Source organism: Tumebacillus avium (assembly GCF_002162355.1).
In the GTDB taxonomy this organism is placed as follows: domain Bacteria; phylum Bacillota; class Bacilli; order Tumebacillales; family Tumebacillaceae; genus Tumebacillus_A; species Tumebacillus_A avium.
Map to the genome: position 1 here is coordinate 3,722,292 of NZ_CP021434.1, position 17,108 is coordinate 3,739,399.

A 17,108-nucleotide genomic window follows, 5' to 3' on the forward strand; every position below is an offset into this window, starting at 1 on the left:
GCTTTTCTGCGTTTTCATTTACACTTTCATTTAATATATTCAAGTTTTTGCAGAGGGAAGTGGCCGCTTCATGTCGTAATTATTATTAAGGAATCGAACGATATTCACTTAGAGCTCTTTCTCTCTAATGGAGGTGTGATAGATATGCAAGAACTCTGGTATGACGACACGATGGAAGACATTGCGATGCCGCTGTCTTTTGCGCAGCAGCGTATGTGGCTGATCGATCAATTGGACCCGGGGTCGCCGCTCTATAACATGCCGATGGTGATGCGTCTGACCGGCAAGCTGAACGTTCAGGCGCTGGAAAAGAGCTATAACGAGATGATCTTCCGCCATGAATCGCTGCGCACCGTGTTTGCCCTGCAAGACGGCGAGCCGATGCAACTCATAAAAGAAGCCAACTATCGCCCGCTCAACATCCTGGACATTCAAGAGGCTGAGGATGTGGAAGCGGAGATTCAGGCGTTTGCCATACAAGAGCGCGCCCATTCGTTTGATTTGGAAAAAGGGCCGCTGTCCCGTCTGCTGTTGCTCAAGGCCGGTCCGGAGCATCATGTGCTGTTGCTGACCATGCATCACATCATTTCGGACGGCTGGTCGCAGGGGGTATTTATCCGGGAGATCGGCGCTCTGTATCAGGCGTTTGCCACAGGCCGCCCGTCGCCCTTGCCGGAGCTTTCGATTCAATATGCCGACTATGCCGTCTGGCAGCGCGATACGCTGCAAGGTGAACTGCTCGAAGAGAAACTTGCCTACTGGCGGCAAAAGCTGGGCGGGGAACGCAGCGTGCTCCAACTGCCGACCGACCGTCCGCGTCCGGCGGTGCAGACGCATCGCGGGCATACGATCGATTTTGTTTTGCCGCATGGGATCAAGGAAAAGCTGACCGTCCTGGGCCGGCGCGAAGGCGCCACCGCCTATATGATCTATCTGGCCGCCTTCAAACTCCTGCTCAGCCGCTACAGCGGGCAACAGGATCTGCTGGTCGGCTCGCCGGTCGCCGGACGCAACAATACACAGTTAGAGCCGTTGATCGGCTTTTTCATCAATACATTGGTCATGCGCACCGATTTGGCGGGCGACTTGACTTTCGCCGAGCTGCTGCGACGGGTCAAGCAAACGACGCTGGAAGCGTTTGCCCATCAGGAAGTGCCGTTTGAAATGATCGTCGCCGACCTGCAGCCGGAGCGCAACTTGAGCCATTCGCCGTTGTTCCAAGTGATGTTCTCCTTGCAAAACGCGCCGGTGGGCAGCTTGGAAGTGGAAGGTATCACGTTTAAGCAGATCATCGTGGACGGCGGAACGGCCAAGTTTGATCTGCTCGTGAACATGCAGGAACTCCAAGACACACTTTATGCCACCTTTGAATATAACGCCGATCTGTTTGACGAAGCGACCATGCAGCGGATGAGCGGGCATTTCAGCCGGATCTTGAGCGAGATTGCGGAGCAGCCGGATCAGAAACTTGCTGACCTGCCGCTTTTGACTGAGGAAGAGCGTCATCTACTGCTCGTGGAATGGAACCGCACCGAAACAGATCTTCCGGCCCTGCCCGTCCATGCGCTGTTTGAACGGCAGGCAGCGCAAACGCCAGAGAAAACGGCAGTCCGCTTTGGCAGCGAGACCGTGACCTACCGCGAACTAAACGAGCGTTCTAACCGCCTGGCGCGGCATCTTCAAAAAATCGGCATCGGCGCTGGACAACTGGTCGGGCTGGCGATTGAGCGTTCGACAGAATTGTATGTCGCCATGCTCGCCATCTTGAAGGCGGGCGGCGCATATGTTCCTTTTGACACCGCATATCCGGCGGAGCGACTGTCATACCTGCTGGAGGACACCGGCATCCAAGTGATGGTGACCACACAGCATTTGACCGGACAATTGCCGTCGCATGACGCACGCATGGTCTGCCTGGACGATTCGGAGACAAGCGAAGAGATCGCGCGGGAAAACGGGGATGATCTGCCCTTGGCGGTGACTCCGGACAGCGTGGCGTACGTGATGTACACGTCCGGCACGACGGGCCAGCCCAAAGGCATTTTGGTGCCGCATCGCGGGATCGTGCGGCTCTGCTGCGGACCGACGGCGGCGCTTCCGTACACGGCGGACGATGTGGCCTTCCAGTACGCGCCGATCTCGTTTGACGCATCGACGGTGGAAATCTGGGGAGCGCTGCTCAGCGGTGCGACGCTGTATGTCTATCCGCCCGATCATGCATCTGTCGAAGAGATCGGGCACGCCGTGCAGGAGCAGGGCGTGACGGTGCTGTTTTTGACGGCCGGGCTGTTCCATCAGATGGTCGACACCAACCTGAACGGTCTGCGCGGCCTGCGCCTGCTCGCGTCGGGCGGCGATGTCATCTCTGCGCCGCATGTGAAAAAAGTGGTGGAGCAGTTGGGCATCCCGGTTCGCAATCTGTACGGGCCGACCGAAGTCACCTCTGTCGCCACCGCGCACGAAGTGCAACGAGCGGCCGATGTTGGCACGAGTTTGCCGATTGGGCGTCCGATCGCCAATACGACCGTCTATGTGCTGGACAGCCGCCTGCAGCCGGTGCCGATCGGCGTGGCGGGCGAACTGCATGTCGGCGGCGCGGGTGTGGCGCTAGGGTATCTGCACCGCCCGGAGCTGACCGGAGCGAATTTTGTACCTAGCCCGTTCCGTGCGGGTGACCGCTTGTACAAGACGGGCGACCTCGTGCGCTGGCTGGCAGACGGCACGCTGGAATTTCTGGGCCGCATCGACAACCAGGTGAAAATCCGCGGGTTCCGCATCGAGCCGGGCGAAGTGGAAGCGGTGATCGAGCAGCATCCGGCGGTGATCCGTTCGGTCGTGATGGCAAGGGAAGACGCACCGGGACTGAAGCGCCTTGTCGCGTATCTGATCCTCGATCCGGCGGCAGACGTTGCTGCAGGCAGCATCCGCGCCTTTTTGCAGGACAAGCTGCCGGACTACATGGTGCCGAGCGCGTTTGTCTCGCTGGAGGAAATTCCGCTCAACGCCAACCAAAAAGTCGACTACCGCGCCTTGCCCGCGCCGGAGGGCCGACTGGAGCAGGCGGGAGAGTATATCGCGCCGCGAAGTGATGCGGAAGAAAAACTGGCCGTGCTCTATGCCGAACTGCTCGGCGTGCAGCAGGTAGGCGCGAACGACCACTTCTTCGAGCTGGGCGGCCACTCGCTGCTCGGGGCGCGTCTCGTGTCCCGCATCCGCGAAGTGTTTGCGGCAGAGTTGCCGCTGCGGGCCTTGTTCGAGCATCCCACAGTCGCCGGGCTCGCCAAACTGCTGAGCGGCGACGACCCGAGCGTGACGGCCGTGCAACTGCCTCCGCTCGTCAAAGCGGTGCGCGGCGCGGTAATCCCGCTGTCCTACGCCCAGCAGCGCCTGTGGTTTCTCGACCAGTTGACGCCGGGCAGCAACGCATACAACATGCCGGCCGCTTTGAAACTGCACGGGGCGCTGGATGTGGAAGCGGTTTGCCGCAGTTTCAATGAGATCGTGCACCGCCATGAGTCGCTGCGCACCACGTTCCACGAGGTGGAGGAGCAGGCGGTGCAAGTGATCGCGCCGCATGCCGAACTGAACGTGCGGTGGATCGACCTGAGCGCATCTGAACGTGCAGACCGTGAAGCGGAGCTGAAGCGCCTCGTGGGCGAGGATGCGTCCGCACCGTTCAACCTGCAGCAAGGGCCGCTCCTGCGGGCCACGCTTGTGCGCTTGGACGCTGAGGAGCATGCGCTGCTCGTCAACATGCACCACATCATCTCCGACGGCTGGTCGATGAGCGTCTTGATCCAAGAGTTTGTTGCGCTGTACGGCGCGTTCTCACAACAACTGCCTTCTCCGCTCCACGAACTGCCCGTGCAGTTTGCCGACTATGCGATCTGGCAGCGCGGCTGGATGCAGGGCGAAGTGCTGAGCGAGCAGATGTCCTACTGGAAAACGAAACTCGGCGGCGACCTGCCCGTTCTGGAGCTGCCGACCGACCGTTCTGCAGAACTCAACCATGGACAGAGCGCCAGCGAAGTCGTGATCCTCTCCGCCGCGATGACTCAACTTTTGAAAAAATTGAGCCGGGATGCAGGCGCGTCTCCCTTTATGACGCTGACAGCCGCCTTCCAGACGCTGCTTGCACGACTGACCGGGCAGGACGACATCATCGTCGGCACCCCGATCGCCGGGCGTGGCCTCGTCGAGACGGAAGGGCTGATCGGCCTGCTGTTGAACACGCTCGCCCTGCGCAGCGACTTTTCTGGTGAGCCAACATTCCGCGAGCTGCTCGACCGCGTGCGCGAAACGACTTTGGAAGCGTTTGCCCGCCAGGAAGTTCCGTTCGAGAAGATCGTCGAGGAAATTCAGCCCGACCGCAACTTGAATCGCAACCCGGTGTTTGACGTCATGGTCAATTTTGTCAACACGCCAAGCAGCGAACTGAACTTGCCGGGACTGACCCTCTCCGGGCTGGACAGGGGAGAGGAGACGGCTTCCAAGTTCCTGATGACCTTGTATATCTCCGAGCAGGAGGAGCAGTTGCGCCTGAGCCTGGTCTACCAATCGGCGCTCTTCTCCCAAGAGCGGATGCAAGGCTTCATGGAGCAGTTCCACTCCCTGCTGGAGCAGGTGACCGCCAATGTGGACTGTGCGGTGAACGCGTACACGCTGCACACGGCAGCGTCCCGCGCCATTCTGCCCGACCCGGCCGCACCGATCTTGGAACCGCAGTATCCGTCTGTTCGTGAGCTGTTTGCAAATTGGGCAACACACGCGCCTGACCAGCCTGCCGTCATGCAAGGGGAGGAACGGTGGACGTATCAGGAACTGCATGAACGCGCCGCCGACCTTTCCCGCCTGCTGGTGGCAAACGGGGCAAAGCGCGGCGATGCCGTGGCGATTGTTGGCATGCGCAGCTTCGGTTTTGTCGCTGCGATGCTCGGCGTGCTGAACAGCGGCTGCGTGCTGGTGCCAATCGACGCGCAACTCCCGCAGCATCGTCAGGCGGTGATGGTGGAGCAGTCGAAAGCGAAACATCTGCTCACCGTCAGCCGAACGTCGCTCGCAGCTGACTGGCCTGATTTTGACATCATATCCCTTGATCCTGACACGGGCCGCCTCGAAACAGCGGCTCCGGCCGATACTGTGCTGCCAGAACTGGCCGCGGACGACCCGGCCTACATTTTCTTCACATCGGGGACAACCGGCGTGCCAAAAGGCGTCTTGGGCACGCACAAAGGGCTCAATCACTTCCTCGCCTGGCAGCGCAGCACGTTTGACATCGGCCCGTCCGACCGCGTGGCGCAGCTGATCCACCTGTCGTTTGATGCGGTGCTGCGCGACGTGTTCCTGCCGCTGACCAGCGGGGCCACGCTGTGCCTGCCCGACGTGACGGACGACCTCGGCGGTGACGTGATCCTGCCGTGGCTGGAGCGCACCGGAGTGACCGTGCTGCACACCGTCCCGTCGGTCGCGCAGCTCTGGGCGGCCGACCACCCGGACGGCATCACCTTGCGCTCTTTGCGCCATCTGTTCCTCGCAGGCGAACCGTTGACCGACGTGCTGGTCAACCGGCTGCGCGGCGCATTCCCGGAGCACGGCGACATCATCAACCTGTACGGCCCGACGGAGACGACGATGGTCAAATGCTATTATGTCGTGCCGAAACAGCCTGTCGCTGGTATCCAACCGGCCGGTGTTGCCTTCCCGGACACACAGGCGCTGGTGCTAAATACCGCCGGGCAACTCGCGGGCATCGGCGAGCAAGGCGAGATCGTCCTGCGCACACCGTTCCGCACGCTTGGCTATGTCAACGCGCCGGAAGAGAACAAACAATTTGTTCCCAACCCGTTCCGCCCGCAAGATCCGGCCGACAAGCTGTATTTCACCGGCGACAAAGGGCGCTACCGTCTGGACGGCAGCTTGGAAATCCTCGGCCGCGTTGACGATCAGGTCAAAGTGCGCGGCGTGCGGGTCCACCTGCACGAACTGTCGGCCGTGCTCCTGCGCCACGAAGCGGTCGAAGCCTGCGCCGTCATCGACTGGAAAGACGCGAGCGGCCAGACGCAGCTCGCCGCCTACAGCGTATTACACGCGGGGCAGGACGCGACAGCAGAAGACCTGCGCGCCCATCTGGAGCGCCATCTCCCGGCAGCGATGGTGCCGGGCGTCTACCTGTTCCTCGATGCCCTGCCGCGCCTGGCGAACGGCAAAGTCAACCGCAAAGCCCTGCCCAAGCCGGAGCGGGTGCGCGGCAACGTTGACAACTATGTCGCGCCGCGCAATGAGACGGAAGCAACATTGGCCGCGATCTTCTGCGAAGTGCTCAAGCTGGACCAAGTTGGCGTGCACGACAACTTCTTCACCCTCGGCGGCCACTCGCTGATCGCCACGCAGATCGTCTCCCGCGTCCGCCACAGCTTTGAAGTGGAACTGCCGCTGAGCTCCCTGTTCGAACGCCCGACCGTCGCGGGACTGGCGCTGGAAGTGGAGCAGCGCAAACTTGCGCCGCAGCCGGCCGCCGCTCTGCTCAGCGACGCGCCGATCCAGCGCTTGCAGCGCGGGACCAAGCGCACCAAGCGCTGACCGGTCTGACATCACAACCACAACCCCCTTGCTCCCCCTGCAAGGGGTTCCTTCATCCTAAAGAGGTAGGTGACATCATGGATCGCAAAACAGACCTGCTGCAACGACGCTCCAACCTGTCTGCCGACAAGCGGGCCTTGCTCGAAAAACGTCTGCGCGGCGAAGTCAAAACTGCCAACACCGGCATCGCCAAGCGCGAGCCGGCCGAAACGGCCGCGCTGTCTTTTGCCCAGGCCCGTCTGTGGTTCCTCGACCGCCTGCAGCCCGGCAATCCTGTCTACAACGTGCCGTCGATTATCAAGATGCGCGGCAAGCTGCGGATGGATGTGCTGACGCGGAGCTTGCAGGCGATTATCTCCCGCCACGAAGCGCTCCGCACCACGTTCCGCTCCCAAGGCGGCGTGCCGTATCAAGCGGTCGCCGGAGAGTTGACGCTGACGATCCCGGTGCTCGACATCGCGGAAGCAGACTGGCGCCGCTATGCCCGTGAAGAGGCCAGCAAGCCTTTCGATTTGGAAAAAGGGCCTTTGCTGCGAGCGACCTTGCTGCGCTTTGCCGAAGACGATCATATTCTGCTGCTCACCTTGCACCACATCGTCGCCGACGGGTGGTCGCTTGGCATCCTCCTGCAGGAGATGACGGTGCTGTACGACGCCTTTTACCATGGCAAAGCTTCACCGCTTCCCGAGCTCCCGATTCAATATGCGGACTATGCTAAATGGCAGGGGGAGCAAGGGGAACTGCTGAAGGGACAGCTCGAGTATTGGAAAACTCAGCTCGGCGACAACCCGCCCGCTCTGCAGCTGACCACCGACCATCCGCGCCCGCCCAAGCAGTCCGCGCGCGGCGCGCAAAAAAAGCTCCCGCTGCCGGACGATCTCACCGCGCGGCTGAAGGAGCTGTGTGAAGCGGAAGGCGTGACCTTGTTCATGCTGCTCTTGACGGCGTATCACGTGCTGTTGCATCGTTACACGGCACAAGAGGATCTCTCCGTCGGCACGCCGATCGCAGGCCGGAGCAGGGGCGAGATGGAAGGGTTGATCGGGCTGTTCATCAACTCGTTGTCCCTTCGCGTGCGCGTGGGGGGCGGGCAGACCTTCCGCGAGGTGCTGCAGCAGGTGCGCCAAGTGTCTCTCGACGCCTTTGCGAACCAGGACGTCCCCTTTGAAAAAGTGGTCGAAGAGCTGCAAGTCGAGCGCAGCCTGAGCCAGACGCCGCTCTTCCAAGCGTTCTTCCGCTATCTGCCCGAGCTGTACACGGAGATGCACCTGCCGGAGCTGACCTGGCTCCCGGTGCCGGTGGAAGTGGAGACGGCGATGTTCGACCTCTCGCTCACCGTTGGCGACACCAACGGCAGCCTGACCTGTGCACTCGATTACAGCCCCGACCTGTTCGAAGGGGAGACCGTGGAGCGCATGCTGACCCACTACCGCGAGCTATTGAACAGCGTCGTCAGCAGCCCGCAGCAGCCGGTGAGCCAACTCAACCTCATCCCCGCCGCCGAGCGACAGACGCTTAGCGTCCTTGGCCGGGGAAGCGAGGAAGGCCACCAAGACGACGCCTGCGTACACCAGCTATTTGAAGCCCAAGCAGCCCAAACGCCTGATGCCCAAGCGGTTCTCATGGGCGAGCAAAGCCTTACCTATGCAGAACTCAGCGACCAGGCTCACGCACTGGCTCTCCGTCTCCAAGCCCAAGGCATCGGCCCCGGAGCCCTCGTCGGCATCCGCCTTGATCGTTCGCCTGAGCTCATTATCAGTATTCTCGGTGTTCTGAAGGCAGGTGCAGGCTACGTCCCAATCGACCCCACCCACCCGCAAGAACGCCAAGATTTCATCCTACAAGATGCAAAAGTATCTGCGCTAATCACAAAGTCAGACGCAATTGCATGTTCATCTGAACAAAACGCAAAAGTAACTGCACAGATCACCGAAGCAAACTCTATCGCATGTACAACTGAAACCATTCAGATATTCGATACTTCGTTTACGACTCAACAAAACGCCGACAGGCTCGAACTTCCCGCCGTCAGGCCCAACAACACCATCTACGTCCTCTACACCTCCGGCACAACCGGGCAGCCCAAAGGCGTTGTCATGCCGCACCGCGCGATCAGCAATCTGATCCGCTGGCAGCTCCAAGATGCCTCCTTCACGGCAGGGCAGCGGACGCTCCAGTACGCGACCGTCACCTTCGACGTCTCCGTGCAGGAGATCTTCTCCACGCTCTGCTCCGGCGGCACGCTTGTTCTGATCGACGAAGCGGTGCGCAAAGACCCGATGCGGATGATCCCGTACCTGTCCGAGCAGCGCGTCGAACGCCTTTTCCTGCCCTACGTCGCGTTCCAGCAGCTCGCTGAAGCGGCAGAAGCCCTGCCCGACACCGGGCTGCACCTGCAGGAAATCTACACCGCAGGCGACCAGCTCCAGCTCACCGCCCCGATCCGCAGTCTGCTGGAGCGCCTGCCCGACTGCACGCTCTACAACCACTACGGCCCCACCGAGTCCCACGTGGTGACGTCTTTCCGTCTGCCCGCGCAGACACAAGACACCCTGCCGCCGATCGGACGCCCGGTCACAGGCGCGGAAGTCCGCATTTTGGACGGCCAACACCAACTTGCTCCGCTCGGCGTGCCCGGCGAGCTGTGCATCGGCGGCGTCTGCCTGTCCGACGGGTATCTCAACCGCCCCGACCTGACCGCTGAGCGCTTCATACAGCACGAAGGGGAGCTCTTTTACAAAACGGGCGACCGCGCCCGCTGGCTGCCAGACGGCAACTTGGAGTACCTCGGTCGCCTGGATCACCAAGTCAAAATCCGCGGCTACCGCATCGAGCCGGGCGAGATCGAAAGCATGCTCCGCCAGCACCCGAACGTGCTCGAAGCGGCCGTCGTCCCGCATGAACTCACGCCGGGCGACAAACGACTCGTCGCCTACGTCGTCGCCCGCCAACAGCCTGCGCCGACCGCAAGTGAACTGCGCGCTTTCCTGCACGACCAGTTGCCGGAATACATGATCCCGTCGCTGTTCCTGCATCTTGACGCGATGCCGCTCAACGCCAACCGCAAACTCGACCGCCGCGCGCTTCCGTCGCCTGCGGGCATCCGTCTGGAAACGGATCAGACCCGCGTTGCCCCGCGCAGCGACCTCGAACGCGAACTCGTCGCGATCTGGGAAGAACTGCTCGGCGTCACCGGCATCGGTGTCACCGACAACTTTTTCAGCCTCGGCGGACACTCGCTGCTCGCCGTGCGCCTGATGACGCAGATCACCGCCCGTTTCCGCCAATCGCTTCCGCTCGCCGCCCTGTTCGAAGGCGGCACCGTCGAGCACCTTGCGGACCTGCTGCGCCAAGAGCGCGTCAAACGCTGGTCGCCGCTGGTCAACATCCAGCCGCACGGCTCCCGGACACCCTTTTTCTGCATCCATGCGGTGGGCGGCACGGTGTTCAGCTATTCTGAGCTGGCCCAGGCGCTTGGCCCCGACCAGCCCTTCTACGGCCTGCAAGCCTGCGGTCTGGAGCCGGAAGAAGAGCCTTTCACCAGCATCGAAGAGCTGGCCGCCGCCTACCTGACCGCGATCCGTTCCATCCAGCCCCACGGCCCGTACAAAATCGGAGCCTGGTCGCTCGGCGGCACCATCGCCTACGAACTGGCCCAGCAGCTTCGGCAGCAAGGCGAGCAGATCGAACGCCTCGCGCTCTTCGATTCGCTGGCCCCCGTGCCGGCGTACCAACTGCAAGCGGACAGCCTGACCCTGCTCGCGCTGTTCGCCCGCGATCTGCTTGGCGGACGAGACCCGGAAGTGCCATCCGCCGCGATCGAAAGCGAAGAGGCAGCGCTCCAATTCCTGCAGCGCCAACTGCCGTTCCCGATCGAGCTCGAAAACTTGCGCCGTCTCTGGTCGGTCTTCAAAACCAACATTGAAGCCTACACTCAATACCAGCCTGCTCCCTACGCAGGTGACCTGCTGCTCTACCGTTCCAACGCGGCAGGCGATCCCGCCCATGGCTGGCAGGAACTGATCACAGGGGAGTTGCAAATCCAACATCTAGCGGCCGACCACTACGGTCTGCTGCAGCCGCCGCATGTGAAAACACTTGCGGACCAGCTTGCCAAGTAAAAGGAGACCCCCCGCATGGACAAAAGAGCCAGTCTCACCCCGGCACAACGCGCACTGTTAGAAAAACGCATCAAAGGCAAAGGCCCGCTCATGCCTGCTTCCGACCATAAGAAAACGGGTATTCCCCGCCGTCCGGCAGGGGAGTCACCTTTGTCCTATTCGCAAGAGCGGATCTGGTTCATGGAACAGCTGGAGCCGGATGCTGATGCTTATAACATCCCATACGTCGTGACGATCAGCGGTGTGCTCGACCATGAGCTTCTGTCGAAAAGCATCAACGAGGTAGTGCGCCGCCATGAAGCGCTGCGCACCACCTTCCAGGACACAGACGGCATGCCAACGCTGGTGATTCACAAGGAGCTCGACATCCCGATTCAAAAGTACGACTTCACCCATCTGCCGGAAGCGGAGCGAAATGACGCGGCCGAACGAACGGCGCGGGAAGATGCCAGTCGTCCTTTTGATCTGATCCAAGGCCCGCTGTTGCGCGTGACGACGATTCAAAAGGCCGCCGAGGAGCATCTGCTGCTGTTTACGCTGCATCACATCATCTCCGACGGATGGTCGATTGGCGTGCTGATCAACGAGTTTTCGCTCCTGTACGCCTCCTTTAAAAACGGGCTGCCCTCGCCGCTCCCGGAGCTGCCGATTCAATACAGCGATTTCGTGTATTGGCAGAAACTTCCCGAGCAGCAAGCCGCCCTGCAGCAGCACTTCGACTACTGGCAACAGCAGCTCGGCGGCGAACGGGAACCCTTGCAGTTGCCGACCGACCGTCCGCGTCCGGCCAGCCAGACCTACAACGGCGCGACGACCGTCTTTCAGTTGTCCAGACCGCTTTCCGATGCTCTGTACCAATTGAGCGTGGAGTCCGGCACGTCTCTGTTCATGACGCTGCTCGCCGCCTACCAGACGTTCCTCGCCCGCTACACGGGTCAAAGCGACATCCTCGTCGGTTCGCCGATCGCCAACCGCAATCGCCAGGAGCTCGAAGATCTGGTCGGCGTGTTCATCAACACGCTTGTTCATCGCAGCCGGATCGAAAGCGGCATGATGTTCCGCGAATTGCTGGATCACGTGCGCCGCACAACCCTCGACGCGTTTGCTCATCAGGACATGCCGTTCGAAAAACTGGTCGAAGCGCTGGAACATGACCGCAACAGGGCTTACTCGCCGCTGTTCCAGACCATGTTCATCCTGCAAAACAACGCCAAGCGCACGCTGTCCATGCCCGGCATGACGTTGCAGGCAGGGATGCTGGACACCAAAACGGCGTTGTTTGACATCACCTTGTCCTTCTACGAGACCGAGCAGGGTCTGGAAGGAACTTGGAAATACAATGCCGATCTGTTTGACCCGGAGACGGTGGACCGGATGATCCTCCATTTCCAAACGCTGCTCAGCGGCATCGTCGACAACCCGGATCAACTTTTGCACAACCTGCCGCTCCTGACGCATGACGAGCAGCAAAAGATGCTCTGTGCATGGAACGACACGGCCATTCCGTCCCGTGAAGCCTGCATCCATCAGCTGTTTGAAGAGCAGGTCGAACGCACTCCGGATGCGATTGCACTGGTGTTTGAAGATCAGCAGCTCACGTTTCGAGAGCTGAACAACCGCGCCAATCATGTTGCCCGGCTGCTGCAGGCATCCGGCGTAGGGCCGGATGATGTGGTCGGGATCTATCTGGAGCGTTCGCCCGATCTGCTCCCCGCCTTGCTAGGCACACATAAGGCGGGGGGAGGCTACCTGCCGCTCGACCCGAGCTACCCGCAGGAGCGACTATCCTTTATGATCGGGGACGCCAAGCCCAAAGCGATCCTGACCCAGCCGTCGCTCGCCGGACAACTGCCGTCGCGTGACGAGCAGGTGCTGGTGATGACCGGGGAAACGCAGTCCGGCTTCCTCCCGAATCCGGCCAGTCCGGTGCAGCCGGAGCATCTGGCCTACATCATTTACACATCCGGCTCCACCGGCCAGCCCAAAGGCGTCATGGTTGAACACCGCAATGCGGCACATTTTTTCACCGGAATGGATGAGGCGGTTGGATGCGGAGCGGAAGACGCGTTCCTCGGGCTGGCTTCGATCGGCTTTGACATCTCCGTGAATGAACTGTTATACACCTTGACGCGCGGGGCGAAAGTCATCCTGCTTTCGGAGGGGGAAGTCAGCGAAACGGGCCTGTCGGTCGGCGAATACTCCCTGCGCAATCAACTGCTCCGGCACAAGGTGACGATCTATCAAAGCACGCCTTCGATGTTGAGTTTGATCCTCGCCGCGTCAGGGGGGCCGGCTGCGCTCGCCCCTTTGCGCAACATTCTTCTGGGCGGCGAACCATTGCCCCAAGCGCTGGCACAGCAGTTGAAACAGCATACCAATGCTCGTCTCTTCAACATGTACGGACCGACAGAAACAACCGTCATTTCGGCTTATTACGAAGTGACCGACCCTGAGCTGAGTTCGTTTCCGATCGGACGACCTTTCGCAAACGAGACGCTCTACATCCTTGACGCACAGCTGCAGCCGGTGCCGGTCGGCGTTCCGGGCGAACTGCACATCGGCGGGGCCGGTGTGACGAGAGGATACCTCGGGCGGGAGGAATTGACCAGCGAGCGCTTCATTCAGAATCCGTTTGGCGAAGGCAGACTCTACAAGACGGGCGACCTTGCCAGCTATCTCCCGGACGGGAATGTCAAGTTCCTCGGCCGGCTTGACCATCAGGTGAAGGTGCGCGGGTACCGGGTGGAGCTTGGCGAGATCGAAGCACGTCTGGCCGAGCATGACGCGATCTGCGAAGGGGTGGTGATCGCCCGGAACAACACGCTGATCGCCTATGTGGTCACAGCCGGGGAGATTCCCGATGTGCTGGGCCTGCGCAGTTTCCTCAGCGCACGCCTGCCGGAGTTCATGGTGCCGACCCGCTTTGTGCGGCTCGATGCATTACCGCTCACTTCAAACGGCAAGATCGACCGCAACGCGTTGCCCGATCCGGAAGCGAACGCTGGTCTGACGCTTGAACAGACGTATGTCGAGCCGTCCACTCCACTTGAAACGGAGCTTTGCGCGATCTGGACAGATGTGCTGCGCGTGGAGCAAGTTGGCGCTCGGGACAACTTTTTCACCCTCGGGGGCCATTCTCTGCTGGCAACGCGCATGATCTCGCGCGTGAACAGCCGCTTTGGCACGCAGTTGCCGCTGCGCAGCCTGTTTGAAGCCCCGACGATCGCCGAATTGGCTTCTGTGATCGAACGGCAGGATCGAACTCATGCCGCAGCACCCATGTTGCCTGTATCGCGGGATGAGCATCTGCCGCTGTCCTTTGCCCAAGAGCGGTTGTGGTTCCTTGACCAGTTGCAGCCCAATACGGCAGCTTACAACATTTCAGCTTCGATTCGCATGCAAGGGAAACTGGACAGCGATGCGCTCGTGAATAGCTTTGCGGCGATGATCAGCCGCCACGAGTCCCTGCGCACGACCCTCCAGATCGTGGACGGGCAGGCAATTCAGGTTTTCACAGATCTTCAGGAGGCTGCAGTGCCTATGATCGATGTGAACAGTGAGGAAGCAGCCCGCGCTTTGGCGCTGGAGGAAGCGCAAACGCCGTTCGATCTCGCGAAAGGTCCGCTGGTGAGGGCCAAATTGCTGCGGGTAACACCGGAAGACCACTTGCTCCTGCTGACCATGCACCACATCATCACCGACGAGTGGTCAATGGGCATTTTTGTGGAAGAGATCGCGGCGCTGTACAGTGCGTTTACGGCTGGAAACATGCCGCTGATGCAGCCTCTGCCGATCCAATATGCGGATTATGCCGCCTGGCAGCGCGAGTGGCTGCAAGGCGACGTGCTGGACGAACAGCTGGGCTATTGGAAAGAGCAGCTCGGCGGTGAACTGCCGATTTTGCAGCTGCCGACCGACTTCCCGCGACCGGCGGTGCTGACCGGGCGGGGAGCGAGCCACTCCTTCCACGTGGATGCAGTATTGGCAGAGAAATTAAACCGCCTGAGCCATCAGGAAGGCGCAACGCTGTATATGACCTTGTTCACCGCCTTTAACACCTTGCTGTACCGCTACACCGGCCAGGAGGACATCCTGATCGGTTCGCCAATCGCCGGCCGGGGCCGCGAGGAGATCGAAAAGCTGATCGGCTTTTTTGTCAACACGCTCGTCCTGCGCACCGATCTGTCGGGCGTGGGGAGCTTCCGCGACCTGCTCGCCCGCGTCCGCCGAATGGCACTTGATGCATACGCGCATCAGGACCTGCCGTTTGAACGGCTGGTCGAAGAGCTGCAGCCCAAACGCAACATGAGCTACTCGCCGCTGTTCCAAGCGATGTTTCTCCTGCAGAATCAGCCGCAAACCGCTTTGGAGGTCGAAGGTCTCACTCTGACCACTCAACCGGTCACCAGCGGCACGGCAAAATTTGACCTGTCCCTGACCATGGCGGAGACAGGGGGGGAACTGACGGCGAAGTTTGAGTACAACATCGATCTTTTTGCTCCTGAGACGATTGCACGCATGGCAAAGCATTTGACCGTGCTGTTGGAAAGCATCGTCGAGTGCCCGGATGCGGCGCTTTCCGAGCTGCGCCTGCTCACGGCAGACGAGGAACAGCTGCTGCTGACCGAATGGGCTGTTGGCGATGTACAGTCTGTCGAAACGAAGTACTTGTACCAGCGCTTTGAAGAGCAAGCGTCCCGCACGCCGAACGCAGAAGCGGTCATCAGCGGAGACGTGCGCCTGACCTATCAGGAACTCAATGAGCGGGCCAATCGGCTGGCGCACTATCTGCAAGCGCAAGGCGTCACGGCAGACACGCTTGTCGCCGTCTGTATCGACCGCACCGAACAGATGGTCATCGCCTCCTTGGCCGTCTTAAAAGCTGGCGGTGCCTATGTGCCGATCGACCCGGCCAATCCGCAAGACCGCATCGCGGCCATGATCGGGATTGCCAATCCCTTGCTGGTCTTGACCGATGAAAAATTGTCCGGGCTGCAGAGCGAATTGGATGTGCTGCCCACAACTAATCCAACCTGCCAGGCAGGGCCAAACCACCTTGCCTACATGATCTTTACCTCCGGGTCGACGGGTGTGCCTAAAGGAGTCATGGTCGAGCACAAGAGCATTTGCAATTACATCGAATGGATGCTCGATTTTTATCAGATGAGCGCGGCGGATCACGTCTTGCAGAAGGCTAACTTTGCTTTCGACGTGTCGGTGTGGGAACTGTTCCTGCCGCTGTCCTGCGGTGCCAAAACGGTGCTGGCCCGTTCGGGCGGACAGGCGGACATCCCTTATCTGATCGAACAAATCAACAAAGAGCAAGTCACGACGGTGCATTTCATCCCGCCTATCCTCCAACTGTTTGTAACAGAACCGGGTGTGTTGACTTGCACGAGCCTGCGCCGTTTGATGAGCGGCGGCGAACCATTGCCGTATGAACTGCAGGAGCGGGTGCTCAATCTGCTGCCGAACGTTCAGCTCCACAACCGCTACGGGCCGACCGAAGTCACGATCAATGCCACCTGGTGGGAGTGCCGCCATGACCCTGAACGCAAGATCGTGCCGATCGGCCGTCCTTTGCCAAATGTCGAGGTCTATGTGTTGGACGTTCAGTTGCAGCCGGTGCCGGCTGGTGTGCCTGGCGAGCTCTATGTCGGCGGCGACTGCTTGGCACGGGGCTACTGCGGCCGCCCGGATCTGACGGCGGAACGCTTTTTGCCCAGTCCCTTCCAACGGGGCGGGCGCATCTACAAGACGGGCGACCGAGTGCGCTGGCTGGCAGACGGCACGCTCCAATTTCTGGCCCGACTCGACGACCAGACGAAGCTGCGCGGCTTTCGGATCGAACTTGGCGAGATCGAAGCGGTGCTGGATGAGCACGCCTCGATCGCTCAATCGGTGGCAGCCGTTCACGATGGCGAGCTGCTTGCTGTCTATTACGTGGGAGACCGCGTCCCTGCGGCAGAACTGCGGGACTACCTGAAAGAGCGCCTGCCTGCCTTTATGGTTCCGTCCGCTTACCTGCAACTTGAAAAGTTTCCGCTCACGCCAAACAGCAAGATCGATCGCCGACTGCTGCCGATTCCGGATCGGGGAGAGCGCATCACCGAATACGTCGCCCCGCGCAATGAGACAGAAGAGCGCCTCGCCGCGCTCTGGTCGGAACTGTTGCGGGTGAAGGAGATCTCCGTCTATGACAACTTTTTCGATCTCGGCGGACATTCGCTGATGGCGGCGCGTCTCGTTGCCATGGTGCGACAGGAATTTGCTGTCTCGATCAGTCTCCGTGACTTCTTTAACAAAAACACCATCGCGGAACTGGCAGAGGTGGTAAAAGCGGTTGAAACGGTGCAAGTTCCGATCATCAAACCGATGAACCGCGACGCTTTCCGGAATAAACGATAA

3 protein-coding genes are annotated in these 17,108 nt (G+C 60.6%); all 3 read left to right on the forward strand.

Annotated elements, in window-relative coordinates; all coding sequences use genetic code 11:
* Positions 1–144: 144 nt before the first annotated feature.
* The gene (locus CBW65_RS18045) at positions 145–6,579 is read left to right on the forward strand and encodes a non-ribosomal peptide synthetase (protein ID WP_087458018.1); all 6,435 of its coding nucleotides are present in this window, start codon (positions 145–147) and stop codon (positions 6,577–6,579) included.
* Between the two features lie 77 nt (positions 6,580–6,656).
* Positions 6,657–10,700 (forward strand): non-ribosomal peptide synthetase, encoded by a 4,044-nt coding sequence (locus CBW65_RS18050; RefSeq protein ID WP_087458019.1) that lies wholly within the window; start codon positions 6,657–6,659, stop codon positions 10,698–10,700.
* Positions 10,701–10,715: 15 nt separating this feature from the next.
* Positions 10,716–17,108 carry a non-ribosomal peptide synthetase gene (locus tag CBW65_RS18055; protein ID WP_087458020.1) on the forward strand — a complete coding sequence of 2,131 codons (6,393 nt, stop codon included), beginning with the start codon at positions 10,716–10,718 and terminating at the stop codon, positions 17,106–17,108.

What these genes read in the sequence shown, in the direction of transcription:
- CBW65_RS18045 (WP_087458018.1), top strand. Translation starts at nt 145, where the DNA reads ATGCAAGAACTCTGGTATGACGACACGATGGAAGACATTGCGATGCCG.
- CBW65_RS18050 (WP_087458019.1), top strand. Translation starts at nt 6,657, where the DNA reads ATGGATCGCAAAACAGACCTGCTGCAACGACGCTCCAACCTGTCTGCC.
- CBW65_RS18055 (WP_087458020.1), top strand. Translation starts at nt 10,716, where the DNA reads ATGGACAAAAGAGCCAGTCTCACCCCGGCACAACGCGCACTGTTAGAA.